Origin of the sequence: Pseudomonas kielensis (assembly GCF_014236655.1) — a bacterium.
GTDB lineage: Bacteria > Pseudomonadota > Gammaproteobacteria > Pseudomonadales > Pseudomonadaceae > Aquipseudomonas > Aquipseudomonas kielensis.
Genome location: NZ_JACMYG010000003.1, coordinates 142,335 through 168,411, shown reverse-complemented (window position 1 = coordinate 168,411; position 26,077 = coordinate 142,335). Strand labels below are relative to the sequence as shown.

The window sequence follows — 26,077 nt, the reverse complement described above, 5'->3', positions numbered from 1 at the left end:
GTGACCCGCCGTAAGGGCGGCCCCTACATAAACTTTAATTTAGCAACCCAACCCCCATTTCTTGGCACACTACGCCAGGTAACTCACCCATCCTCAGGCAACCCCATGACCCGAATCCTGACCATTGAAGATGACGCAGTCACCGCACGGGAGATCGTCGCCGAACTGAGCAGCCACGGCCTCGACGTAGACTGGGTAGCCAATGGTCGCGAAGGCCTGGCCCGCGCGGTCAGCGGCGACTACGACCTGATCACCCTGGACCGCATGCTGCCCGAACTCGACGGCCTGGCCATCGTCACCACCCTGCGCACCATGGGCGTGTCCACCCCGATCCTGATGATCAGCGCCCTGTCCGATGTCGACGAACGCGTACGCGGCCTGCGCGCCGGAGGGGACGACTACCTGACCAAACCCTTCGCCACCGATGAAATGGCCGCCCGGGTCGAAGTCCTGCTGCGCCGCCAGAACACCGTCAAGAGCGTGGAAACCACCCTGCAGGTGGCCGACCTGGAGCTCAACCTGATCAGCCGCGAAGCCACCCGCGCCGGGCAACTGCTGATCCTTTTGCCCACCGAATACAAGCTGCTGGAATTCCTCCTGCGCAACAGCGGGCAGATCCTCTCGCGCATGATGATCTTCGAGGAAGTCTGGGGTTACCACTTCGACCCCGGCACCAACCTGATCGACGTGCACATCGGCCGCCTGCGCAAAAAAGTCGACCCACCGGGCCTGCTGCCGCTGATCCGCACCGTGCGAGGCTCGGGTTATGTCATTGCTGAACCCGTCTAAGGGCTGGCGCTCCTCCAGCAGCCGCCTGCTGGCCCTCTACAGCGCACTGTTCGTGGTCTGGAGCTGCCTGCTGATGGGCGTGATGTACTACGAGGTGTCGAACTACCTGGACAACCTGTCCCGGCACTCGATCATGCAACGCCAGCACCTGTTCTCGCGCTTTCACGGCGAGCAACTGGATGAAGCCCTGATCGCCAGCAGTACCTTCGACCAACGCGGCGTTGATGCCTACGGCCTGTTCGACGCCTTTCACCGACCTCTGCACGGGCTGATCCAGCAGATCCCCGAGGGCCTGCCGCTGGACGGCAAAGTGCATGAACTCGCCAACTGCGCCGACCCCCATGACCCAGGCCTGCCCCCCGACAGCTGCGACGCCGTGGCGACCCCGACCCTGGATGGTCGCTGGCTGGTGCTGGCGCGCGACAACGGCTCACTGTTTGCCGTGAACCGGATCATCCTGCATGCGCTGCTATGGGGTGTATCGCTGACCATCATTCCCGGCATCGCCGGCTGGTACCTGTTGCGCCGCCGCCCCCTGCGCCGGATTCACGCCCTGCAGGCCAGTGCGCAAGCCATCGTCGCCGGCAACCTCAACCACCGCCTGCCGCTGTCCAGCCGCCGCGACGAACTGGATATGCTGGCGGCCATCGTCAACGCCATGCTCGAGCGCATCGAGCGCCTGGTCAACGAGGTCAAAGGCGTGTGTGACAACATCGCCCACGACCTGCGCACCCCGCTCACCCGGCTGCGCGCCCAGCTGTACCGGATCCAGCAGCAAGCCGCCGAAGGCTCGAGCGAGGCGGCGCAACTGGACCAGGTGATTGCCGAGACCGACACCTTGATGGCGCGCTTTCGCGCACTGCTGCGGATTTCCGAGCTGGAGGATCAACAGCGGCGTTCCGGCTTTGTGCTGTTCGACCCGCTACCGCTGCTGCAGGAGTTGCACGACTTCTACCTGCCCCTGGCCGAAGAAGGCCAATTGACCTTGAGCCTGCAGGCACCGTCCAGCCTGCCGTCGCTGACCGGCGACCGGGCGCTGCTGTTCGAGGCCTTGTCCAACCTGCTGAGCAACTCGATCAAGTTCACCCCCGCCGGTGGCCAGGTGCAGGTACGGGCCAGCGACCATGCCGGCAGTTGCCGGATCGAAGTGCTCGATTCCGGCCCCGGCATTCCCGCCGACAAACGCACAGCCGTGTTCCAGCGCTTCTACCGGGTTGACGACAATGCCCAGAACGGTGGATTCGGCCTGGGCCTGTCGATTGTCGCCGCCATCGTCCACCTGCACGGGTTCAGCCTGGACGTCGGGGTCAGCGAATGGGGCGGTGCGCGCCTGACACTCGATTGCCGCCAGCGTTTGTTGCCGGCTACTGAGTGATGCACCGGGTGGTGGTGGTGACCCGGGTCACTTCACCCTCCGCCCGGGCCTGACCCAACACCTGGGTATCTTGCGCGGTGTTGCACGTCTTGACGGGCGGGGCTTGCACCACCACAGGGGGCGGTGGGGGGCTGGCGCAACCACTGAGCATGGCAACCGCGCACAATGGCAACAGCAATGGGGCAAAAGCAGATCTCAAAAGAATAGGCATGAGGTGGCCTGCGAGTCGGGTTGAAAGGTTGTTTTCCATATCCAGGCCGCAGAGGGCCTGATCAGTAGAGCCGCGGGCACGCGAGATAGTTCAGCCCGCGGGTGCACTTCAAGCGCTGTCAGCCTGCCCCAGGCGGGTAGCGCTCAGCTCATAACGCAGCTCTTCGATCATTTGCGCCAGGTCATCGGCGCTGGTCAGGCGGCCGGGCTTGATCCCGGTGACCACCAGGTGCACACGCTCGTCTTGCGTTTCGAACACCCGCAGCGTCAGGCAGCCATCGGCATCCATGCTGAAATCGCAGGCCAGCGGGGCCAAGGCTTGTTCGATGTAACTGCGCAGTTGCGCTTGGGTCATCACGGCAGGCATCCATAGGGCTGGGAGCAAAGGGAGCGGCAAACGTCCGATGGACGATGCACACCCTGACAGCCTAAGAATTGGCGAGCCGTTGCAGAAGCTGAATTTGCACTGTCGCCACTAGTGCATTTGCACCTTTATTTCGGGCTCTTCAACCGTCGCCCGCCGCCGAACAGCCCGCGTTCACGGGCCCAGACGATCGCCTCGCTGCGGCTGTGCACGGCGAGTTTGGAGTACAGGGTCGCCACGTGATTACGCACGGTGTTGGGTGCCAGTTCCAGGCGCGCGGCGATCTCTTTGTCGGCCAGGCCTTCGCAGATCAAGCCCAGCACGTCGCGCTCGCGGGCGGTCAGTTCGGTAAACGCCACGCTCGGCTGATGGCTGCGATGGGCACTCTTGGCGTTGGCCAGCTTTTCGATCAGGGTCTGGCTGAACCAGGAGGCGTCCTGCATCACCTCCTCGATCGCCATCATCAGCTCCAGCTCGGTGCGTTTGCGTTCCGTGATGTCCATCAACACCAGCAGATAGCACGGATGGTCGTGAATGCTCACGGTGTCAGCCCAGACCGCGCAGTCGATCAGCGCACCGTCCTGCTTGCGCACTTGCAGGTCGATGCTTTCCACACTGCCGGCCCGCTTCAAATTGGCAAACAGCTGGCTGGCGGCATCCCGGGTGGCGAAGAAGCCAAGTGCTTCGATGGTCTTGCCCAACAGCGCCTCACTGGCGTAACCGCTGCTGCTGAGGAAGGCATCGTTGACGTCCACCACCTGCAGACTCTCAGCGCTGCAGATCAGGGTCGGCACCGGACTCATGCGAAATGACTTGGCGAACCGCTCCTCGCTCTGGCGCAGCGCAGTTTCGGCCTTGCGGCGCAGTTCCAGGTCGACGAAGGAAAACAGCATGCACGGTTCTTCGTTGAGGTCCAGCGGCTGCCCCGCGACCACCACCAGTTTGCGACTGCCGTCGGGCATACGCAGGTCGGCCTGCATCTGCGGAACGGTAATGCCCTGGCTCAGGCGCTCGATGGCCAGGTCGCGGCGTTCGGCGTCTTCCAGCACGTCCAGTTCGTACAACGAGCGGCCGATGATCTGCTCGCGTGGGTAGCCGGTCATTTCGACGAAACCCTGATTGACCTTGAGGTAGCGCAGGTCGCTGAGGCGGCAGATCACCGCCGGGGCCGGGTTGGCATTGAAGGTTTTTTCAAAGCGCTGCTCGGCGCTGGCCCATTCGGTGGCATCGCTGAGGATCAGCACCAGAGACTCCGGCGCACCCTGCTGATCGGTGAGGATCATGCTGCGGATGCGGTGCACCCAAGTGCGCTCCGGGTCGGCGCTGGGCGTGACTTCGACCACCACATCACTGAAGGTCTCGCCATTGGCGACCCGGCTGATGGGATAGTTTTTCACCAGCACCTGATGGTTGTTGCGATAGCGCAAGGTGAAACGCCGGGCATACTCGCGGGCGTTGGCCCCCAGGTCGCTGATCCGCTCGACCCCATGCATGGCCAGCGCCGCATCATTGGCCCACAGCACGGTCTTGTCCGCATCCAGCAGAATCACCCCGTCGGACAGCCCGGCGATGATCTGCTGCAACTGCCGGCGATTGGTTTCAGTGGCAAGTACATCCTGGCTCATTACGTCTCCCCGTTTGCGCTGGGCCGATACCCTGTGAAAGGTACGACCGCAACGCACGGCGTTCGTGCGCAAAAGAACCCTGCTGGCGATGGCGGTAGTCAGGCACCACCGATTTGGCTGCCCGCAAATCTCGCATACACCCATCAGGTCCTGTGGGAGCGAACTTGCTCCCATTGCGGCCTCTGGGCCGTCCGTGGTGTTGGATTCGACTGGGTACATATCCAACATCCTGGTCGGCCCACCGATGCAACGTCGCACCACAGTTATGTAGATACCTATGCTCATCGCGGGCAAGCCCGCTCCCACAGGCTAGATGGGTGTTGGCAGATTTTGCATGCCCCCACCAAACCTGGGATTTTGGCTGCCCACAGATCTACATACCCCCACCGTGATTTCGGGTGTCGGGATCAATGCGCTGGGTTTGCCCCTCCTCCACCACCAACTCGCGCAGGGTATCGAGAAACAGCTTGAGCACCGGCGAGCTGTCGTCCGCGCGGTAAGTGGCATACAAGGGGACTTGCGGCAAAGCCGGGGTCAGGTTGCGGAACACCACCCCGGCGGGCGCCAGTTGCTCAATCGAGGCCGGCAGCAGCGCCACGCCGAACCCGGCGCGTACCAGGCTGAGCAAGGTTTGCACCTCGATCACCTGCTGGCAGATCTGTGGGGTGAACCCGGCCTTGATGCAACACTGGTAGAGAAAATCAGCGAAACGCGACTGCTTCAGTTCCAGCGCCACAAACGGCTCCAGGGCCAGGTCCGCAGGCGCCAGCGTGGCGCGCGCGGCCAGCGGATGACCGATGGGCAGCACCGCCCGGATCGGTTCATAGATCAGCAGTTCATTGCGCAAATCCGGGTCATCGGTGCCAACCCGGAAGACGCAGGTGTCGATGCGTTTTTCCTTCAATGCCGTCAGTTGCGCCGCGGGCGTCATCTCGTGCAGGCGCCAGGTGACCTCAGGGTAGCGCTCGCGAAAGCGGTTCAAGGCCCGCGGCAACACACCGACCATCACCGAACTGATCATGCCGATTTCCAGCTCGCCCAACTGCCCCCGTCCGGTCTGGCGGGTCAGGTCCAGCGCGCGGTTGAGCTGCTCGAACACCAGGGGCGCCTGCTGCTTGAGCACTTTGCCGGCCGCCGTCAGCTCGACGCGATGGTGACTGCGTTCGAACAGCGGGGTCCCCAGTTCCTCCTCCAGCAGGCGAATCTGCTGGCTCAAGGGCGGCTGGCAGATGTGCAGGCGCGTGGCAGCGCGGCCGAAGTGCAGCTCTTCGGCCAGGGCCATGAAGTAACGCAGCAGGCGCAGGTCCATGGCGGCTTATCCCCGTTTGCTCAGGTCCAGCGGCGTTGCGCGCTGGCGAACCCCGGTCAGGCTGAACAGCGCGTTGGCGATCGCTGGCGCCACCGACGGGCTGCCCAGTTCGCCGACGCCACCGGGCTTGGACGGCTCACCGTCGAGCACCAGGATGTCCACGGGCGGCATGTCCGACATTCGCGGCACCCGGTAATCGTGGAAGTTGCTCTGCAGTACCTGGCCATTTTTCATCTCCATGCGGTCGAACAAAGCATGCCCAAGGCCCCACATCAGGCCACCATAGATCTGCTCCTCGACCCCGCCCGGCGACACCGCCAGGCCGCAATCAACCACACAGGTGAGCTTCTGCACCTTGATCGCGCCCTCCTCTTGCACCACCCGGGCCACCACTGCGATGAAGCTGGTGTAGCCCTGGTTGGTGGCGATCCCCAGCGCGGTACCGGGCGGCAGCGGCTGACCCCAACCGGCGCGGGCGGCGGCCTGCTGCAGAACCGCGACGTGGCGCGGCCGGTCGTGCATGTGGGCCAGGCGAAACTGCAGCGGATCACGGCCGGCCGCATGGGCCAGTTCATCCATGAAGCTCTCCACGGCAAACACGTTGGGAATGAAGCTCACCGAACGGTACCAGCCACTGGGCACCTGGCTCTCGTGGCGCACCCACGCCAGGTCCAGGTGAGCGGGACGGTAGGCAAAATCCCAGGCGGTGATGGCTTCGGTGGTGCTGTAGTCCATGTGATCGGCACGCTCGAAGTAGCCCGGCTCCCATTGCTCCGGCGATGCGGGGGACACCGCGTGGAGCTGCAGTGCGGTCAAGGCGCCCTGTCCATCCAGCGCGCCCTTCAGGCGGTGGAAGGTCGCCGGATGGGCGAACAGGGCCCGCATCTCGTCTTCCCGGCTGTTCATCAGTTTTACCGGGACCCCGACCTGCTGGGCCAGGTAAGCCACCTCGAACAGCCAGTACTTGGATTCCCGCGCGCCAAAGCTCCCGCCGGACACCCTTTCATTGATCGTCACCTTGTCCTTGGGGATCTTGCACACCACCTGGGCCGCTTCCAGCGCCGACGACGGCACCTGCACCCCGCCCCACCAGGTGATCGCGCCGTCTGCCACGTGGGCGGTGATGCAGATCGGCTCCAGCGGGTTCTGCACCTTGTAGGGCATGACGTAGTCGGCTTCCAGCAACTGCTTGGCCAACGGCCACTGGGCCGCCACGTCACCTGCGCTCAGGCTCGGCACCCGCAGCGCCTTGGGATCGTCAATGGCCGCAGCCTGGGCTGCGGGGAGCTGGTCGCTGGCAAACTGCGCCAAGGGCGAATCGCTCCATTGCACCTTGAGCAACGCCCGGCCCTGTTGCGCCGACCAGTAGTCATCGGCCAGCACCGCGACACTTTCCTGATTGCCCCCCAGCACATCGGGGCGCCCGGGAATCGCCAACACCTTGCGTACCCCGGGCACTTGCAGCGCCGCGCGGGCGTCGAAATCCAGCACCCGCGCACCGACTACCGGGGTGCGTTGCAGCAGCGCCACCAGCATCTGCGGCAAGCGCAGGTCGAGGCTGTACTGGAACGCCCCGCAGACCTTGGCCGCAGCGTCGCGCTTGTGCCGCAGTTTGCCGATGTACTTGAACTGACTCGGGTCCTTGAGACTGACGTGTTCGGGCATCGGCAAATGCGCGGCCACCGCCACCAGCTCGCCGTAGTCCAGGCTGTGTCGGCCGTTGCCGTGCAGCACCCGACCCTCGGCGGTGCTGCAACTGGCCGGGCTGACTTGCCATTGCCGAGCCGCTGCCGCCACCAGCAAGGCCCGCGCCGTGGCCCCGGCCAGGCGCAGGCGATCGTACTCCAGGGAGACGCTGGTGCTACCGCCGGTGGAAAACACCTTCCACACCGGGTGAATGTAGGCCTCGAAGAACGGGTCTTCGGGGGAAATCACCTGCACGGTCATCGGGTTCACATCCAGCTCTTCCGCCACGCAGGCCGCCAGGGCGGTGTGGGTGCCGGTGCCAGAGTCGTGCTTGTGCACCACCAGCTTGACCGTGCCGTCGGCAAAGATCCGCACCCAGGCGTTGGGTTCGAACTCGCTGGCCGCGGCGGGTGCCTTGGGGTCGGTGCCGGCCAGGCTGGGCGGCAGATAGAACGCCACGGCCAGCCCTGAGGCCAGGGTCGCGGACTGTTTGAGGAATGTGCGGCGTGCCAGGTCCATCAGGCCTCCTTCGACGCGGCAGCCGCGCGCTTGATGGCTTTGTTGATGCGCCCGTAGGTGCCGCAACGACAGAGATTGCCGGACATCGCATTGCGGATCGAATCATCAGTCACCGCCGCGCCGGTATTGAGCAAGGCAGCCGCGGACATGATCTGCCCGGATTGACAGTAGCCGCATTGCGGCACATCTTCGGCCACCCAGGCCAGTTGCAGCGGATGGGTCTGGGTCGGTGACAAGCCTTCGATGGTGGTGATCTGGTGCCCGACGGCAGCGCCGACCGGCAACTGGCAGGCACGCACCGCGACGCCATCCAGGTGCACGGTGCAGGCACCGCACAGGCCCATGCCGCAGCCAAATTTGCTGCCCGTGAGGTGCAAGCGGTCGCGCAAGACCCATAACAAGGGCATCGAGGGTTCAGCCTCGACCTGCTCGTGACGTACGCCGTTTACCGTGATGTCGATCATTGTCAGGCTCCAGCAGAGCGGCCCGTCTTTGTGCGGGCCTGGTGCCGGATTATTGGTAGGCCCGGGCAAATCGGGCCAGCGACGTTTTCTGCCACCCTGTGTAAGGAGGACTAACAGCATGTACAAGCGATACCCCTCGGTGCAGTCCATGAGTGCCTTCATCCAGGCCGCCCGGTGTGGCAGTTTCTCCAGCGCGGCGCGCAAGCTTGACCTCACCCACAGCGCCATCAGCCAGCAGATCCGCTCCCTGGAAGAGTTCATCGGCCAGCCGCTGTTTGTCCGCGAAGGGGGCGGCAGCACCCTCACCGACGCCGGCCAACTGTTTGCCAGCGTGCTGTCCGATGGTCTGGCCCAGGTCGACCGGGCCTTGTCTTCAGTGAAGAACCGCAGCCTCAGCCAACGCCTGACCCTGGACGTCGACAGCGAACTGGCCCAGAGCTGGCTCAATCCTCGCCTGCCCCAACTGCTGGCAGCCTTGCCGGACACCGAGGTGGTGCTGCTGTCGATGCCCCGCTCCGACCGTAGCGCCTTCGAACGGGTCGACCTGGCACTGCGCTACGGTTATGGCGATTGGGAAGATTGTGAAATGAGCCAGATCTGCGGCGACCGGGTCACCGCGGTTGCGGCTCCGTCCTTGCTCGTACGCCACGGCATCGAGGGGCCGATCGACCCGGCGCAGGTGCTGGAGTTGCCGCTGCTGGGCTACACGCGCCGCTCCTGGATTCCCTGGCTGGACGCCGCGGGCCTTGCGCCCAACGAACCCCGGGCGCGGGTGATCTTCGACAACGCCGCCAACCTGATTGCCGCGGCCGAGGCCGGGGTCGGTGCCGGCCTGGTGCGTGGCTTGCTGGCGGCAGACGCCTTGCGCAGCGGACGCCTGGTGGAGCTGACCAGCGCCCGGATCCCGGCCCACTACAACCTCTACGCCGTGTGGCCCCACGGCCACGCCGAGCGAGTGGCGCCGGTGGTGGAAGTCATCAGAACCCTCGCCAGCCACACCCTCGCCTAAGGGCCGCCACGGGGCATGGCGTGATCGTCCATTGCCCCGATATCGAACCGGTATCACCCCCTCGTCCAATTAATATTGTACGGATCCAACCCCTGCTTCCAATACTTCCCGCCATGCAGACAGCGTCCCGAGCCGGATGCGACCAGGCGAGGGAATGCGCGATCCGTTGCGCATAGAAACGGCCGATTGCCCGGGACGTGGCTGCTGTGAACCGCAAGGTTCCCTTCCCCGCTCTATCAGGAGATCGACTTCAATGATCATCGATATCAGTTGCTATCCCACCGACCTGGTGGACCTCGCCTGGAGGCACGACGGTGACCCCTTCACCGGCGAGCGTCTGCTGGAGATGATGGATGGCCCCTATATGGTCAACGGCAAACCCCGGCGCATCGACAAAGCCTTCATCCAGCCGCCCCAGGGCAACACCATCTACACCTGGACCGACGGCGACCTGTCGGGGCGCGAATCCATCGACGCCTACATGGCGTACACCCTGAAGATGGTCCAGACCTACCCCGACCGGTTCATCGGCTGCTTCGTCTACAACCCGCGCTGCGGGGTGGAGAACGGCGTCGAGGCGATCGAGCGCTACGTCACCCAGCACGGCTTCAAGATGGTCCAGATGCAGGCCAACATGCACGCCTACCGGCCCGACCGAGCGTTGGACTGGGTGCGGCCGTGTTTCGAGAAATGCGCCGAGCTGGGCATCCCGGTCAAGCTGCACACCGGCGACGGCCCCTACAGCATCCCGTCCGAATGGGTGCCGATGATCAAGGAATTCCCCAACGTCGATTTCATCATGGCCCACTTCGGCGTGCAGACCGGCGGCGTCTACGTGTTCGAGCCGATGCAATGGGCGATGGAGCTGCCCAACGTGTACTGCGAGTCGGGCTGGTGCCTGCAGTCGCGGATCGTCGAGTTCGCCAAGGTCCTGCCGACCCACAAGATTCTGTTCGGCACCGACACCCCGCCAAACGAGCCGGGCATGTGGCTGCGCCTGCTGGAAGTGCTGTGCCACGAACCGCCCCAGGGCATGAACCTGGACGAGGACACCCTCGAAGACTACCTGGGCAACAACACTGCACGAATGATCGGCCTGCAACCGTCGCCCCCGCCGCGCAGCGTCAGCGAAGCAGAGGCGTACCTCAAACGCCCCGTCACCCCTCAACCGGCCAGGAGCTGAACCGATGATCATCGACACCCATCTGCACCCCACCAACCTGGTCGACGAGGCCTGGCGCCACACCGGCGAGCCCTTCACCGGCGAGCGCATGCTCAAGCTGATGGACGGCCCCTACATGATCAACGGCAAGCCACGCCGCATCGACATGGGCTTTATCCAGCCGCCACCGGGCAACACCGGCTACCGCGACGGCAACCGCCGGGGCCGCGAAGGCGTGCGCGACTACATGTCCTACATCGCCGAACTGTGCGTGAAGTACCCGGACCGGTTCATCGGCAACTTCAACTTCAACCCGCGTTGGGGACCGGAAAACGGTGCGGCCGAGCTGGAATTCCACATCAAGGAGTACGGCTTCAAGATGCTCAAGCTGCACGCCAACATGCACGGCTACCGTCCGGACCGCGCCCTGGACTGGCTGCGCCCGGCGATGAAAGTCTGCGCCAAGTACAACATCGTGGTGCTGATCCACACCGGCGACGGGCCGTACACCATCCCGACCATGTTCTACCCGATCATCCGCGAGTTCCCGATGGTCAATTTCATCATCGGTCACTTCGGCATCCAGACCGGTGGCAACTACTCGTTCGAGGCGTTCTGGATGGCGATGGACACGCCCAACGTCTACTGCGAATCGGGCTGGTGCTTCCAGTCGCGGATTGTCGAGTTCGCCAAGGAACTGCCGCGCAACAAGATCGTGTTCGGCACCGACTCGCCGCCCAACGAACCGGGCATGTGGTTGCGGGAACTGGAAGTCCTGTGCTCCCCGGCGCCCCAGGGCCTGGGGATCGATGAGGATCACCTGGAGGACTACCTGGGCAACAACATCGCCCGGCTGTGCGGCATCGAACCGACGCCGCCACCCAAGGACCTGATCGAGGCGGACATTCGCCTGACCACCACCTACCTCTAGCTACGCCGCCCCCTGTGGGAGCGAGCTACTCGCTCCCACAGGGAATGTGCCTGGCTTAGGTTTTATTGAGTGACCAGAATTGACTCCATGAGGTGAAACCATGTCCCTCTACACGCTTGGCCAGACCCAGGATTTCCACGATTTCATCGACGCCTATCGCCGCCAGTTCCCGGACGATGTGCTGAGCATCGACGCACCACTGTCGGCCGACCAGGACGTCACCGCCCTGGTCGACGCGCTGGCCGTCCAGGGCCGCCACCCCTTGCTGATCTGCTCGCAGGTTGGCGCCCTGGGCGTGCCGGTGGTGACCAACCTGTTTGCCTCACGCATCCGTATCGCGCGGATGTTCGGCGTCACCCCGGCGCAGCTGCACGAAACGTTCCAGACCCGCGCCAACCAGCCCATCGCACCGCGCTACCTGGAAACCGGCCCGGTGCTCGATGAAATCTTCGAAGGCGAAGCCGTCGACCTGGCGCTGCTGCCCATGCTCAAGCACTTCGACAGCGACCGTGGGCCCTACATCACCAACGCCGTGATCATTGCCCAGGACCCGGTGACCGGTATCGCCAACATGAGCTACCACCGCTCGATGAAGCACGCCCGCCAGGCCCTGGCCACCAGCCTGCATTCGCGCGGGCACCTGTGGCGCATGCTGCAAGCGGCCCGCGAGCGCGGCGAGGAGTTGCCCGTGGCCATGGTGGTCGGCGCCCATCCGCTGTTCATGCTCGCCGCCGCCGCGCGCCTGCCGTTTGGCAGCGACGAGCGAGCGGTGGCCGGCGGACTGTTCGGCGCCCCGCTGGAACTGGTCAAGACGCCACGCTACGGCATCGGCGTGCCGGCCTGCGCCGAATTCGTCCTCGAAGGCGCCATCGACCCCACGGCCTACGCCGAAGAAGGCCCCTTCGGTGAGTTCAGCGGTTACTCCTCGGACCGCTCGACCAACAACGTGCTGCGGGTCGACACCCTGATGCGGCGCAAGGACGCCTGGCTGGTGGATGTGGTCGGCGGGCGCTACGCCGAACACCTGACCCTGGCCCGCCTGCCCCGCGAAGCCGAGATGAGCGAAAAGCTCAAGGCACGCTTCCCGGCGGTGACTGGCGTGCACTACCCCAACTCCGGCACCCATTTCCATTGCTACGTGGCCCTGGACCAGAGCCGCGACGGCGAGGCCCGGCAGATCATGCTCGCCCTGCTGGGCTGGGACCCCTACCTCAAAAGCGTGATTGCGGTGGACAGCGACATCGACATCAGTGACGACAGCCAGGTGCTCTGGGCCCTGGCCACGCACTTTCAGCCCCATCAGGACCTGTTCGTCATCGACGGCTTGCCCGGCAGCCCGCTCGACCCATCCTCCTCGGTCAACGGCACCACCTCGCGCATGGGCCTGGACGCCACCCGCGGCTCGGGGTTCGAAGGCATTCGCGCGCAATTGAGCGAGGCGGTCCAGGCCCGTGCCCGGGACCTGCTCCAGGGCCTGCACTCATGACCCCGCAACGCCTGGTGGTGGGCATCAGCGGCGCCTCGGGGTTTGTCTATGGGGTCCGCCTGCTGCAGTTGCTCGCCGAACTGCGGGTCGAAACCCACCTGGTGATCAGCCGCGCGGCACTGCTGACCATGGCCCATGAGACCGACTACAAGCTGGCCGACGTCAGCGCCCTGGCCAGCCATTACCACCGCTGCGACGACGTCGCGGCCGGGATCGCCAGTGGCTCGTTCCGTTGCCTGGGCATGGTGGTCGCGCCCTGTTCGATGCGCACCCTGGCGGAAATTGCCACGGGCACCTCCTCGAGCCTGATCAGCCGCGCCGCCGATGTCACCTTGAAAGAGCGCCGCACCCTGGTGCTGATGGCCCGCGAGACCCCGCTGACCCTGGCGCACCTGCGCAACATGACGGCCGTGACCGAGATGGGCGGGATCATCGCTCCCCCGGTGCCGGCGTTTTATGCCAGGCCGCAGAACCTCTCACAGATGATCGACCACAGCCTGGGCCGGGTCCTCGACCTGTTTGGCCTCGATGCCGGCACCGCCTTGCGCTGGGGTGAACCCACCCCCGCCAGCCAAGATCCAGCCCGCCCTTTTGCGACCCCCAAGGAGCTCCTATGAACAGTCCATTCAATGCACCAACGCCCAACCGCAAGATTCCGGTGACCATCCTTACCGGCTTTCTCGGCGCCGGAAAAACCACCCTGCTCAACTACATCCTCAAGGAAAACCACGGCCGCAAAATCGCCGTGATCGAAAACGAGTTCGGCGAAGTCGGGATCGACGGCGACCTGGTGCTCAGCTCGGAAACCGAAGAAATCTACGAGATGGTCAATGGCTGCGTGTGCTGCACCGCCGAGGTCCGCGAGGACCTGGTGCGCATCGTCCGCGAACTGGTGGCACGCCCGGTGCGCCTGGACCACATTCTGATCGAGACCAGCGGCCTGGCCGACCCGTACCCGGTGGCCCAGAGTTTTTTCATCAACGACCCGATCGCCGCTGAAGTGGAACTCGACGCCATTGTCACCATGGTCGATGCCAAGCACGTCGCCCAGCACCTGGAAGACCTGCAACTGGACGGCGTCGACAATCAGGCCGTGGACCAGATCGTCTGCGCCGACCGCATCGTCATCAACAAGGTCGACCTGGTGACGCCGGCTGAAGTCGAGTCGCTGCGCGGCAAAATCCGCGGCCTCAATGCGACCGCCGAGCTGGTGACCAGCAGCTACGCACAGATCGACCTGTCGAGGATCCTTGGCATCGGTGCCTTTGAAGCCACCCAGAAACTCATGGAGATCGGTGCCGAACATGACCACCACGCCGATCCACACGCGCACGCCCACGAGCATGACGAACTGGCCCACGATCACGACCCCAGCGTGTCGTCGGTGGGCATTGCCGTGAACGGCGCGGTCAACCTGCTGGCCTTCCATCGCTGGATCAGCCAGTTGCGCGATGACCAGGCCGACTCCCTCTACCGCATGAAAGGTGTGCTGGCGGTCCAGGACCAGGACCAGCGCTATGTCCTGCAGGGGGTGCACAGCCTGGTGGAGTTTCGTGCATCGACCCCGTGGGGCAGTGAACCGCGCTCCAGCAAGATTGTGTTCATTGGCCGCGACCTGGATCGGGCGGCGCTGAACCAAGGTTTCGCCGCCTGCCTGGCAGGCTAGCAACAGACGCTGGAGCCGGTGGATGGCGGCTCTGGACAGACTGAACGGGTACCCCTCTCTACAGCATAAAAACAGCCAGAGGATTCACCATGTCTTCAGATTCCGTGATTCGCGCCATTCACCCGGTGGACCAGATCCTGCCGGTCCGCCAGATGCTTACCCTGGGCCTGCAACACATGGCCGTCTCGTACATCGGCGCCATTGCCGTGCCGTTGATTGTCGCCAGTGCGTTGAAAATGACCCAGGCACAAACCGTGGTGCTGATCAGCACCACGCTGTTTTGCTCCGGCATCGCCACCCTCCTGCAAACCGTCGGTTTCTGGAAGTTCGGCGTGCGCCTCCCGATTCTCCAAGGTGTCGCGTTCAGCAGCGTCGGCCCGGTCATCGCCATTGGCACCAACCCCGAGGTGGGTTTTGCCGGGGTCTGCGGGGCGGTGATCGGCGCGGGGATCTTTACTATCCTCGCCGCGCCCTTTGTGGGCCGATTGCGTCGCTTCTTCCCGCCGGTGGTGACGGGCTGCATCGTCACCGTGATCGGTTTACAGCTGTTCCCGATTGCCTACGAATGGATTGGCGGCGGGCGCCATGCCAGTGATTTCGGTGCACCCGCCTACCTGGCCGTGGCCGCCGTGGTGCTGGCGACCATCCTGCTGGTGAACCGCTACGCCGGGCCGATGCTGCGCAACATGGCGGTGCTGATCGGCATGCTGGTGGGCGCGGCGCTGGCCTATGGGCTGGGCATGGGCAACTTCCATAGCGTGCAGGAGTCGCCCTGGCTCACCGTGCCTTATCCCTTCTATTTTGGCCTGCCGACCTTCGGCATCATCCCGATCGCCACCATGGTGGTGGTGATGATCGTGCAGATGGTCGAATCCATGGGCCTGTTTGTCGCCATCGGTGACATCGTCGACAAGCCGGTGGAAGACCAACAGGTGGTCAACGGCCTGCGCGCCAACGGCCTGGCCAGCACCATCGCCGGCATGTTCGCGGCCTTTCCGTTCATTGCCTTCATGGAAAACGTCGGCCTGGTGATCCTCACCGGGGTGCGCAGCCGCTGGGTGGTGGCCGTCAGCGGCCTGCTGATGTGCGCGGTGGCGCTGGTGCCCAAGGCCGGCGCCATCATCGCCTCGATGCCCACCGCCGCCCTCGGCGGTGCCGGGATCGCCATGTTCGGTGTGGTCGCGGCAGCGGGAATCCAGACCCTGGCCAAGGTCGATTACGAGCGCAATCGCTACAACGTGCTGATCGTCGGCTTCACCATCGCCGCCGCACTGGTCCCGGTACTGGCCCCGGCGCTGTTCAAGCAACTGCCCGAGTGGAGCCAGCCGTTCCTGCACAGCAGCGTGGTGATCGCCTGCCTGGTGTCGGTACTGCTCAACGCCGCGCTCAACGGCGTCAGCAGCCCGGCCGCGACCAAAGAAGCCGCGACCCACAGCCTTTGATTGGCGTTTCTTTCTGCCTTGGAGAAGTCCATGACTCATACCCAGAACATCCTGATCAAGAACCCGACGGCGGTGATGACCGGCCGCCGGGGCGAGCACGCCCGCGCGGGCGCTGTCGACATCCGCATCGTCGACGGGCGCATTAGCGAGATGGCCGCCAACCTCAGCCCGCAACCGGGCGAACGGCTGATCGACGCGCGCCACTGTGTGGTCTACCCCGGGTGGGTCAACACCCACCATCATCTGTTCCAGAACCTGCTCAAGGCCGTCCCGGCCGGGATCAACCAGGACCTGCAAGGCTGGCTGGCCAGCGTCCCCTACCCGCGCCTGAACCGCTTTACCCCACACCTGACGCGCATCGCCGCACGCCTGGGCATGGCCGAGTTGCTGCTGTCGGGGGTGACCACCTGCGCCGACCACCACTACCTGTATCACGCCCATGGCAGCACCGAGAGCGGCGACCAGCTGTTCGACATCGCCGAGGCGTTCGGCATGCGCTTCGTGCTGTGCCGGGGGGGCGCGCTGGAGTCGGCCACGGCCCACCCCGGGTTCTCGAAAACCGCGCTGCAACCGGAAAGCCTCGAACAGATGGTCGGCGACATCGAGCGGCTGAAATCGCGCTACCACCAGGACAGCCCGGATGCCATGCGCCGGGTGGTGGTGGCGCCGACGACCCCGACCTTCTCGCTGCCGCCCACCCTGCTCCGCGAACTGGCCCACACCGCCCGTGGCATGGGCTTGCGCTTGCACACCCATTTGTCCGAGACCCAGCACTACGTGAACTTCTGCCGCGAGCAATACAATTGCCTGCCGGTGGAGTTCGTCGCCGAAAACGAGTGGCTCGGCCCCGACGTGTGGTTCGCCCATGCGGTGCATCTGCAGCCCTCGGAAATCCGCCTGCTGGCGCAAACCGGCACCGGGATTTCCCACTGCCCGGTCAGCAACGCCCGCCTGGGCAGCGGTATCGCCCCGGTGCCGGCCATGGCAGCGGCCGGCGTGCCGATCTCCCTGGGCGTCGACGGCGTGGCGTCCAATGAATCCGGAAGCATGGTCGGCGAAGCCCACACCGCCTGGCTGATCCACCGCGCCGCCCAGGGCGCAGCGGCCACCACCGCCGAAGAAGTGATCCACTGGGGCACGGCCGGCGGCGCGCAGGTATTGGGGCTGGGTGCCGTCGGCACCTTGCAGGTCGGGCAAGCCGCCGACCTGGTGCTGTACGGCCTGGATCACCCACGCTTCCTCGGCTTCCACGACCTCGCCGTGGCCCCGGTGGTGGCGGGCGAACCGATTACGGTGCGTTACAGCCTGGTCGGCGGCCGCCTGGTAGTGGACAACGGAGTGATCCCGGGGCTGGACCTGGAACAACTGCGCGCCGAAGCCCATGAGGGCGTGCAGCAGTTGCTGCAGGAGGTGATCGAAGGGTGAACCGTCCTTCCTGATGGCGCTGGACTACCTGACCACCGACCGCCCGGTGGTCAGGCCGAGGTCGGCAACCACAACCGGAACCGCGCCCCGCCCAGCGGCGACGCCTCGACGGTAAGGGTGCCGCCCTGGGCTTCCAGGGCGCGGCGGCTGATGGCCAGGCCCAGGCCAAAGCCGCCGGTGGCGCGGTCACGGCTGCGATCGAGGCGGTAGAACGGCTCGAAAATCCGCTCGCGCTCGTCGTCGGGGATGCCGATGCCGTCATCGTCGACCCAGATTTCACACCCCTCGGGCTGCACCTGCACACCAATCTGGATGCGCTTCTCGCAATAACGCATGGCGTTGCGCAGCAGGTTCTGGATGGCCCGGGCGGTCAGGCGCGGGTCGAGGCTGAAGCGTTCGAAATGGCCGTGCAGCAGCACGTCGATCACGATTTCCGGGGAGTCGAGCTCTTCATCGACGCTGCCCAGGATGCTGTCGATGAACTCGTCCAGTGCCACCTCGACCTGCTCCGGCAAACGTGCCGGGTTCTGCAGGCGGCTGTAGGACAGCAACTCAAGGACCAACTCGTCCAGTTCACGAATGTGCGCCACCAGGCCTTGCAGGCGCTCGCGGCTGGCGGCCGGCAGGTCATCGGACAGCGCCAGGGCCAGGCCGAAGTCCAGGCGGGTCAAGGGCGTGCGCAGTTCATGGGACACCGCGTTGAGCAGGTCGCGCTGCTGGTTCAGCAGGTTCTCGATGTCCCCGGCCATGGTGTCGAAGACGTGGGCCAGGCTGCCGATGTTGGAGCTGGCAGCGATCTGCGTGCGTTCGCTCAAGTGGCCTTTGCCGAACCGTTCGGCGGTGTTGCGCAGGCGCTCCAGATCGCGCCAGTGAGGACGCAGCCAGACCAGCAGGCAGGCGAGCAGCGCCGCGCCGATCAGCACATTGATGCCCCAGTAAAGCAGGCTGACGTCCAGCGGATCCGGCGGCACCACCAGCTTGACCGCCTGCGTCTCATTCAATGGCGCCGCGGCCAGCGTGCGCCAGCCCCAGTCGCCCGTGCGCACCGCCATGTCACCGCGCTGCAGACGCTCGCGTTCGTGAGTGGTGAAACCCGCGTCGCTGATCGGTACCACGGCGATCTGCAACGGGCTGAATTGTTGATCCAGCTCAGCGGCGAGCGCCGGCCATTGAGCGCTCGGCACCCCCTGAAACTGCTTGACCAGCAGGCTCTGCACACCCCGGGAGTGGTCCAGGTTGTAGCTGGAAAAGCGCTCGTGAAAGACCCTGACCACCAGGTCTGGCACCAGGTAGATCGCCGCACTGAAGGTGACGATGGTGATCAGGTACAGGCGCACCAGAATACGTAGCATGGCGTCAGCATTCCCACTCGGAACGGCTGAACAGATAGCCCTTGCCCCACACTGTCTTGATCTTGCGCGCTTCGCCGGCGTGGTCATCGAACTTGCGCCGCAGCTTGGAGATCGCCACGTCCACCGAGCGATCGGTGCCATTGAACTCGATGCCGCGCAGGCGTTGCAGGATCTGGTCGCGGCTCAGCACTTCGCCGGCATGTCGGGCCAGGACCACCAGCAGGTTGTATTCACCGCTGGACAGTTCCACCGGCTGTTCGCGCCAGGTCACGGTGCGTTCCGACAGGTCGATGCACAGGTTGCCCATGAGGATCCGGTCGCTGGCGCTTTGCGGTTCGTTGAGGCTGCTGCGCCGCAGCAAGGTGCGCACCCGCGCCAGCAAGACCCGGGGCTCGCAGGGTTTGGTGACGTAGTCGTCGGCGCCCATTTCCAGGCCCAGCACCTGATCGTGGCTGTCGTCGCGGGCGGTCAGCATCAGGATTGGCAGGCTTGCCGAGTCAGCGCGCAAGAGGCGGCACACCTGCAGGCCATCGAGCCCAGGCAGCATCAGGTCGAGGATCACCAGGTCCGGCGGGCTGACCCGCGCCCGCTCGCGCACCTGATCGCCACGGCTGATCACGTTGACCTGATAGCCATTGCGTTCGAGGTAGCTGGCAATCAGTTCGGAGAGCGCAGAATCGTCTTCGACCAGGAGGATGTTGGGCATGGGTGTTTCCAGAAATAGCGATGGCGTCTGGACCGGTTCCATCGCGGGCAAGCCCGCTCCCACAGGGTGTGGCAGGTGGGAGCGGGCTTGCCCGCGAAGGCGGCTGAACAGACACAAAAGAAGTCAAGGATATACGCCCTCACGCGCGCCTGAGCAAAACCTTCACACAATTTCACACAGCCACTACAAAGCTTCACCGCTACCCTAGCCGGCTGCCCGTAGCATGCCCGGGTCATTATTGGGGTATTTACATGTCCAAGAACCTGCTTGCACCGCTCAGCCTGATTGCACTGGCATTGATGCTGAGCGCCTGCGACAAGTCTTCCACCTTTGAGGAGGCCGAGCCGCTGGCCAGCGTGCGCATCGAAACCATCGAAGCGCGTCCCCTGTCGATCAGCAGCGAGCTGAGCGGGCGGATCGCCGCGCCGCGCATCGCCGAAGTACGCGCCCGGGTCGCTGGGGTGGTGCTGCAACGCGCCTTTCGCGAAGGCAGCGACGTGAAACAGGGCCAGGTGCTGTTTCGCATCGACCCGGCGCCGTTCAAGGCCGACCTCGACAGCGCCGACGCGGCGTTGCGCAAGGCCCAGGCCAATGCGTTCCAGGCGCGTTTGCAGGAAAAACGCTACGCCCAGTTGATCAACGACCAGGCCATCAGCGCCCAGGAGTACGACAACGCCCGTGCCGCCACGCTGCAGGCCAATGCCGACGTCGCCGCCAACCAGGCCGCCGTGGCCCGTGCCCGGCTGAACCTGGGTTACGCCACGGTGACCGCACCGATTTCCGGGCGCATCGGTCGCGCACTGGTGACCGAAGGCGCACTGGTCGGCCAGAACGAAAGCACGCCCCTGGCGCTGATCCAGCAACTGGACCCGATCCACGCCGACCTGACCCAGTCGACCCGCGAGCTCAACGAACTGCGCCGCGCCTTCCGCGCCGGGCAGATGCAGCAGGTCGGCCAGGACCAGGCCAAGGCCACGCTGATCCAGGACGACGGCAGCCACTACCCGTTGCCGGGCAAGCTGCTGTTCTCGGAGATCAGTGTCGACCCCGGCACCGGCCAGATCATTGTGCGCAGCGAATTCCCCAACCCTGACCTCGACCTGCTCCCCGGCAGCTTCATTCGCGTGCGCCTGGAGCAAGCGGTGAACCAGCAAGGCATCAGCGTGCCGCAACGGGCGATCCAGCGTGACAGCGCCGGCATTGCCCAGGTGTTGCTGCTCGACAGCGAGGACCGGGTCAGCCAGCAAGCCGTGCAACTGGGCCAGGTGCAACAGGACCGCTGGATCGTCAGCGCCGGCCTCAAGCCCGGCGACCGCATTGTCATCGAAGGTCTGCAGCACGCCCGTCCCGGCGACAAAGTAGCCATCGACGCCACCCCTCTTCCGCACGCCCTGGTCACCGGGCAGTAGGCAGGACGCAGATTTTATGCCGCATTTCTTTATTGACCGCCCGGTGTTCGCCTGGGTGGTTGCGCTGTTCATCCTGTTGGCCGGTGCCCTGGCCATCCCGCAGTTGCCGGTGGCCCAGTACCCGGATGTGGCGCCGCCACAGATCGAGATCTACGCCGTGTATCCGGGTGCCTCGGCACAAACCGTCGACGAAAGTGTGGTCAGCCTGATCGAGGAAGAGCTCAACGGCGCCGACCATCTGCTGTATTTCGAATCCCAGAGCAGCCTCGGTTCGGCCACCATCAAGGCCACCTTCAAGCCAGGCACCAACCCGGAACTGGCCCAGGTCGATGTGCAGAACCGCCTGAAGGTGGTGGAGTCGCGCCTGCCGCAAGCGGTGATTCAGCAAGGCTTGTCGGTGGAGAAGGTGTCTTCCGGCTTCCTGCTGCTGATCACCCTGACCTCAAGTGACGGCAAGCTCGATGACGTGGCGCTCAGCGATTATCTGGCGCGCAACGTGATGAACGAGATCAAGCGCCTGGACGGGGTCGGCAAGGCTTCGTTGTACGGCGCCGAACGGGCGATGCGGATCTGGATCGACCCGCAGAAGCTGATCGGCTTCAATCTGACCCCGGCGGACGTCAACGCCGCGATCGTCGCGCAGAACGCCCAGGTGTCAGCGGGCAGCATCGGCGACTTGCCGACCCACAACAGCCAGGAAATCACCGCCACCGTGCTGGTCAAGGGGCAACTGTCGACGCCCGAAGAGTTCGCCGACATCGTGCTCAAGGCCAACCCGGACGGCTCCACCGTGCGCGTCGGCGATGTGGCGCGGGTCGAGATCGGCAGCCAGGAATACCAGTTCGCCACCCGCCTCAACGGCAAGCCCTCCACCGCGGTCGGTGTGCAACTGGCCCCCGGCGCCAATGCACTGAACACCGCCACCCTGGTGCGCGAGAAGATGGACGAACTGGCCCGCTACTTCCCGGCCGGCGTCGAATACAAGATTCCCTACGACACCTCGCCCTTCGTCAAAGTCTCGATCACCAAGGTGGTCTACACCCTGGGCGAGGCAATGCTGCTGGTGTTCGCGGTGATGTACCTGTTCCTGCAGAACATCCGCTACACGCTGATCCCGACGCTGGTGGTGCCGGTGGCGCTGATGGGCACCTTCGCCACCATGCTGGCGCTGGGTTTTTCGATCAACGTGCTGACCATGTTCGGCATGGTGCTGGCCATCGGTATCCTGGTGGACGATGCCATCGTGGTGGTGGAGAACGTCGAACGGATCATGGCCGAAGAGGGTCTGTCGCCCAAGGAAGCGACCCGCAAGGCCATGAGCCAGATCACCGGGGCGATCATCGGTATCACCCTGGTGCTGGTGGCGGTGTTTATCCCGATGGCGTTCATGCAGGGTTCGGTGGGGGTGATCTACCAGCAGTTCTCACTGTCGATGGCCACCTCGATCCTGTTCTCGGCGTTCCTCGCCCTGACCCTGACCCCGGCCCTCTGCGCGACCCTGCTCAAGCCGGTCGCCAAGGGCGAGCTGCATGCCCGGACGGGGTTCTTCGGCTGGTTCAACCGACGCTTCGAGCAGTTCACCGATCGGTATCAGGGTTGGGTGGCCTATGCGCTGAAACGCAGCGGCCGCTACCTGCTGATTTACGGTGTGTTGCTGGTGGCGCTCGGCGTACTGTTCAGTCGCCTGCCCTCCTCGTTCCTGCCCACCGAAGACCAGGGCTACACCATCACTGACATTCAACTGCCGCCGGGCGCCAGCAAGAACCGAACGGTGCAGGTGGTGCAACAGATCGAGGCGCACAACGCCACCGAAGCGGGGATCGGCGACAGTACGGTGATCCTCGGCTTCAGTTTCTCCGGCAGCGGGCAGAACGCAGCGCTGGCCTTCAGTACCCTGAAGGATTGGTCGCAGCGCGGCAGCGATGACTCGGCGGACTCGATTGCCGAGCGCGCCAACATTGCCTTCAGCCAGATCAAGGACGCGGTCGCTTACTCGGTGCTGCCGCCGCCGGTGGATGGGCTGGGCACTTCCAGCGGTTTCGAGTTCCGCCTGCAAGACCGTGGCGGCCTGGGGCACAGCGCGTTGATGCAAGCGCGCACGGCCTTGCTGGACGCCGCCGAAAAAAGCCCGATCCTGGCCAATGTGCGCGAAAGCGCCCTGGCCGAAGCGCCGCAGGTGCAACTGATCGTCGACCGCAAGCAGGCCAATGCCCTGGGCGTATCGTTTGCCGACATCGGTAGCGTATTGTCCACGGCGGTCGGCTCAAGCTACATCAACGACTTCCCCAACCAGGGACGGATGCAGCGGGTGGTGGTGCAGGCCGAGGGCGATCGTCGCAGCCAGGTCGAAGACCTGCTCAAGATCCATGTGCGCAACAGCAGTGGGAGTATGGTGCCGCTGTCGGCCTTCACCCGGGCCGATTGGACCCAGGGCCCGACCCAGTTGACCCGCTACAACGGCTACCCAGCCGTGAGCATTTCCGGTGAACCGAGCCCCGGCCACAGCACCGGCCAGGCCATGGCGGAGATCGAGCGCCTGGTGGCCCTGGGGCCTGCCGGGCTGGGCCAGGAATGGACCGGGCTGTCGTTGCAGGAACGCTTGTCGGGCAGTCAGGCACCGATCCTGCTGGGCCTGTCGTTGCTGATCGTGTTCCTCTGCCTGGCGGCGTTATATGAGAGCTGGTCGATCCCCACCTCGGTGCTGCTGGTGGTGCCCCTGGGGGTATTGGGGGCGGTACTGGCGGTGACCTTGCGCGGCATGCCCAACGACGTGTTCTTCAAGGTCGGCTTGATCACCATCATCGGCCTGTCGGCGAAGAACGCGATCCTGATCATCGAATTCGCCAAGAGCCTGTACGACGAAGGCCACGACCTGATCGATGCCACGCTGCAAGCTGCGCGCTTGCGCCTGCGGCCGATCATCATGACCTCCCTGGCGTTCATCCTCGGCGTGGTGCCCCTGGCCATTGCCACCGGCGCCAGCTCGGCGAGCCAGCAAGCGATTGGCACCGGGGTAATCGGCGGGATGATCACCGCAACGTTGGCGGTGGTGTTTGTGCCGGTGTTTTTTGTGGTGGTGATGAAACTGGTGCGCAAGCGTCACAAGGACATCTGAGCAACCTCACCTGTGGGGGCGGGTCGGGCGGTGCTCCGCTCGCTCTCCCACAGGGCTTCATCAGGCTCACCTTTATGGCCACAACGGGCTGCGCTGCGCTATGGTTCTTTCAAGTCCCATTGCAGTGAGCCCCCATGCCCCACCTCGTGCGCACCCACCCTCGCCTCACCTGTGCCAGCCTGATTGGCATCACGGCAGGTATTCTGGCTCCCGCCGACTCCTTCATCAGCAACATCCTCATTGGCTGGAATGCCGGCGTCTGGACCTACCTGGCCCTGATGCTGTGGCTCACTGTCCGCGCCAAGGCCGATGACGTCAAACGCATCGCCGAGGTCGAAGACGAAAATGCCGGGCTGGTGCTGCTCATCGTCTGCATTGCCGCGATTGCCAGCCTCGCCGCCATTACCTTCGAACTGGCGGGAATCGGCGACACGCATGCCACTCAAAAGCTCCTGCGCTACGGCTTTACCGGCCTGACCGTGATCGGCTCCTGGCTGCTGATCGGCACCATTTTCAGCGTGCACTACGCCCGCCTGTTCTACACCTGGGAAGGCAAGGAACCGCCGCTGCGCTTTGCCGAAGGCCTGCGAACCCCCGACTATTGGGACTTTCTGTACTTCTCCTTCACCATTGGCGTGGCCGTGCAAACCGCCGATGTCGGCGTGGCCAGCCGAGGTCTGCGCAAAATTGTCCTGGCCCAGTCGTTGATTGGTTTTGTATTCAACACCGCGATATTGGGGTTTTCGATCAATATCGCGGCGGGACTGTTTGGCTGAGCGATCAACCACGGATCGAAGCGGGATCCGAGAGCACACCATTGCGTATGGCACGCACCTCAAACAGGTGTTCAGTGCCGGGCGTCAAATTGTAGAGGCTGATAAACGTATCGCTCAGTTCACGGAGAAAGGTTCCATCCAGGAATACTTGGTACCCGGTGACACCACCACTTTGTACCGGTGGCCTCCAGGTCAGGTCACCCCGGCCCAGTTGACGGAACAATCTGAGTTCAGTCGGTGCGTTGCTCTCGGCGGATGTGGTTACCCAGATCACGGTTCCATCCGAGCGATTACCGGCAGCATCCAGGGCGATCACCGAAAAGCTGTAATTGGTGTTACTGCTCAACCCTGCAACCTGATAGCGAGTATCCCTGACCGTATCAAGCAGCCAACTGCCATTACGCAGCTCATACCCACTCACTCCGACATTGTCTTGCGAGGCGTTCCACTCAAGGACGACGGAGTTGTTGGTGATAGCGCTCGCCCTCAAGTTTCCAGGCGTGGAAGGGGCTGTCCAATCTGGGGTGGAGACCGTCAAGGGGTCGGAATCGGCATAGTTTCCATCGGGATCCCTCGCCCGCACCATGAAAATATAAGTCGTCATATCATTCAGATTGGCGACCGTATAACGAGTGCTATCAGTACTGCCCATCAGTTTCCCGTCACAGAAAACCTGATACTCAACGACCCCTCCATTGTCGACCGACGCCATCCACGCCAGGTTGACCCTCTTACTCGCCACACTTTCAGTGCGTAACTGCGTTGGCTTGCTCGGTGGCGTGCGATCCGGCACATACAGCCCTATGCGAGCCCGACTCGGGTTGGAGCGGATGTTGCCCGCCGCCTTGGCATAGAGATAAAAAAAGTACTCTTGATTAGGGTTCAATCCGTTGATGACACACGGTGGGCGGCTCACGGTAAGGGTCGCAAGCCCCTCGGCCATGACCTCATAACCCGAGGCGTTATAGGGGCAATACACACACTGAGTGTAGGGCTCATCCCACGTCAGGCGCGCGGTTGTGGGGCTGGTTCGTTCTCCTTGTATTCCACCGGGACTGCAGATCATGATTGAAGCTCCTGTGCGCGTTAACCTTGTGTCGCACAGTGTCTGACCAAACCGACCTGTTGCGTACCTGACAGATCTGCCAGTTGCCTTTGTGCCCAACCCGTGATCCAGACGATGGCGCACGCGCTTGATCAACTTTTTTCGAAACCCGCATTTTCGCGCTTGACGACCCAAAGGCTTTTGGTGTCTCC

At 64.2% G+C, this 26,077-nt stretch carries 22 protein-coding genes; 13 read left to right on the top strand and 9 right to left on the bottom strand.

Features of this window, described 5'->3' with window-relative positions:
• The first annotated feature begins 105 nt into the window (after positions 1-105).
• Positions 106-789: a response regulator transcription factor gene (locus H7995_RS04080; RefSeq protein ID WP_095168383.1), complete on the top strand. Its 684-nt coding sequence runs from the start codon at positions 106-108 to the stop codon at positions 787-789.
• Entirely contained in the window at positions 767-2,164 is a 1,398-nt protein-coding gene (locus H7995_RS04075) for a sensor histidine kinase (protein ID WP_166591725.1), read from the top strand. The genes H7995_RS04080 and H7995_RS04075 overlap by 23 nt, the downstream gene beginning before the upstream one ends.
• Here H7995_RS04075 and H7995_RS04070 read toward each other — a convergent pair.
• From H7995_RS04070 to H7995_RS04045, 6 genes are all read right to left on the bottom strand, one after another.
• The gene (locus H7995_RS04070) at positions 2,154-2,375 is read right to left on the bottom strand and encodes a hypothetical protein (protein WP_185818026.1); all 222 of its coding nucleotides are present in this window, start codon (positions 2,373-2,375) and stop codon (positions 2,154-2,156) included. The genes H7995_RS04075 and H7995_RS04070 overlap by 11 nt on opposite strands.
• A 108-nt stretch (positions 2,376-2,483) precedes the next feature.
• The gene (locus H7995_RS04065) at positions 2,484-2,729 is read right to left on the bottom strand and encodes a DUF1652 domain-containing protein (protein WP_232534608.1); all 246 of its coding nucleotides are present in this window, start codon (positions 2,727-2,729) and stop codon (positions 2,484-2,486) included.
• Between the two features lie 137 nt (positions 2,730-2,866).
• Positions 2,867-4,363 (bottom strand): helix-turn-helix transcriptional regulator, encoded by a 1,497-nt coding sequence (locus H7995_RS04060; RefSeq protein WP_166591723.1) that lies wholly within the window; start codon positions 4,361-4,363, stop codon positions 2,867-2,869.
• A 373-nt stretch (positions 4,364-4,736) separates the two neighbouring features.
• Positions 4,737-5,672, bottom strand: coding sequence for a LysR substrate-binding domain-containing protein (locus H7995_RS04055; RefSeq protein WP_166591722.1), 936 nt, complete (start codon positions 5,670-5,672; stop codon positions 4,737-4,739).
• Positions 5,673-5,678: 6 nt separating this feature from the next.
• The gene (locus H7995_RS04050; protein WP_182344512.1) at positions 5,679-7,877 is read right to left on the bottom strand and encodes a xanthine dehydrogenase family protein molybdopterin-binding subunit; all 2,199 of its coding nucleotides are present in this window, start codon (positions 7,875-7,877) and stop codon (positions 5,679-5,681) included.
• Entirely contained in the window at positions 7,877-8,341 is a 465-nt protein-coding gene (locus H7995_RS04045) for a (2Fe-2S)-binding protein (protein WP_166591720.1), read from the bottom strand. The genes H7995_RS04050 and H7995_RS04045 overlap by 1 nt, the downstream gene beginning before the upstream one ends.
• A 118-nt stretch (positions 8,342-8,459) precedes the next feature.
• Between H7995_RS04045 and H7995_RS04040 the strand changes: the two genes are divergently transcribed.
• The 8 genes from H7995_RS04040 to H7995_RS04005 all read left to right on the top strand — a co-directional run bounded on the left by H7995_RS04040 (position 8,460) and on the right by H7995_RS04005 (position 17,462).
• Positions 8,460-9,350: a LysR substrate-binding domain-containing protein gene (locus H7995_RS04040; protein ID WP_185818025.1), complete on the top strand. Its 891-nt coding sequence runs from the start codon at positions 8,460-8,462 to the stop codon at positions 9,348-9,350.
• 253 nt (positions 9,351-9,603) lie between these two features.
• Positions 9,604-10,533 (top strand): amidohydrolase family protein, encoded by a 930-nt coding sequence (locus H7995_RS04035; protein ID WP_166591718.1) that lies wholly within the window; start codon positions 9,604-9,606, stop codon positions 10,531-10,533.
• A gap of 4 nt (positions 10,534-10,537) precedes the next feature.
• A complete protein-coding gene (locus H7995_RS04030) occupies positions 10,538-11,443 on the top strand; it encodes an amidohydrolase family protein (RefSeq protein ID WP_129443729.1) in 906 nt (301 codons plus the stop codon).
• Positions 11,444-11,543: 100 nt separating this feature from the next.
• Positions 11,544-12,929, top strand: a complete 1,386-nt coding sequence (locus H7995_RS04025) for a UbiD family decarboxylase (protein ID WP_166591717.1) — start codon at positions 11,544-11,546, stop codon at positions 12,927-12,929.
• On the top strand, positions 12,926-13,546 hold the full coding sequence (locus H7995_RS04020; RefSeq protein ID WP_166591716.1) for a UbiX family flavin prenyltransferase: 621 nt from the start codon (positions 12,926-12,928) through the stop codon (positions 13,544-13,546). The genes H7995_RS04025 and H7995_RS04020 overlap by 4 nt, the downstream gene beginning before the upstream one ends.
• Positions 13,543-14,595, top strand: a complete 1,053-nt coding sequence (locus H7995_RS04015; protein ID WP_185818024.1) for a CobW family GTP-binding protein — start codon at positions 13,543-13,545, stop codon at positions 14,593-14,595. The genes H7995_RS04020 and H7995_RS04015 overlap by 4 nt, the downstream gene beginning before the upstream one ends.
• Positions 14,596-14,684: 89 nt before the next feature.
• A complete protein-coding gene (locus H7995_RS04010) occupies positions 14,685-16,037 on the top strand; it encodes a nucleobase:cation symporter-2 family protein (RefSeq protein WP_166591714.1) in 1,353 nt (450 codons plus the stop codon).
• Positions 16,038-16,067: 30 nt separating this feature from the next.
• On the top strand, positions 16,068-17,462 hold the full coding sequence (locus H7995_RS04005; protein WP_166591713.1) for an amidohydrolase family protein: 1,395 nt from the start codon (positions 16,068-16,070) through the stop codon (positions 17,460-17,462).
• Positions 17,463-17,512: 50 nt separating this feature from the next.
• Here H7995_RS04005 and H7995_RS04000 read toward each other — a convergent pair whose 3' ends face one another.
• Both H7995_RS04000 and H7995_RS03995 read right to left on the bottom strand, forming a co-directional pair.
• On the bottom strand, positions 17,513-18,814 hold the full coding sequence (locus H7995_RS04000) for an ATP-binding protein (RefSeq protein WP_185818023.1): 1,302 nt from the start codon (positions 18,812-18,814) through the stop codon (positions 17,513-17,515).
• Between the two features lie 4 nt (positions 18,815-18,818).
• Positions 18,819-19,520: a response regulator gene (locus tag H7995_RS03995; protein WP_185818022.1), complete on the bottom strand. Its 702-nt coding sequence runs from the start codon at positions 19,518-19,520 to the stop codon at positions 18,819-18,821.
• Positions 19,521-19,771: 251 nt separating this feature from the next.
• Here H7995_RS03995 and H7995_RS03990 point away from each other — a divergent pair, with 251 nt between their 5' ends.
• The 3 genes from H7995_RS03990 (at position 19,772) to H7995_RS03980 (ending at position 24,820) form a co-directional block, all read left to right on the top strand.
• Entirely contained in the window at positions 19,772-20,929 is a 1,158-nt protein-coding gene (locus H7995_RS03990; RefSeq protein WP_166591711.1) for an efflux RND transporter periplasmic adaptor subunit, read from the top strand.
• 16 nt (positions 20,930-20,945) lie between these two features.
• On the top strand, positions 20,946-24,044 hold the full coding sequence (locus H7995_RS03985; RefSeq protein ID WP_166591710.1) for an efflux RND transporter permease subunit: 3,099 nt from the start codon (positions 20,946-20,948) through the stop codon (positions 24,042-24,044).
• A gap of 134 nt (positions 24,045-24,178) precedes the next feature.
• A complete protein-coding gene (locus H7995_RS03980) occupies positions 24,179-24,820 on the top strand; it encodes a DUF1345 domain-containing protein (protein ID WP_166591709.1) in 642 nt (213 codons plus the stop codon).
• A gap of 4 nt (positions 24,821-24,824) precedes the next feature.
• Here the strand turns inward: H7995_RS03980 and H7995_RS03975 are convergent, their stop codons facing one another.
• On the bottom strand, positions 24,825-25,886 hold the full coding sequence (locus H7995_RS03975) for a fibronectin type III domain-containing protein (RefSeq protein ID WP_185818021.1): 1,062 nt from the start codon (positions 25,884-25,886) through the stop codon (positions 24,825-24,827).
• Positions 25,887-26,077 lie beyond the last annotated feature (191 nt).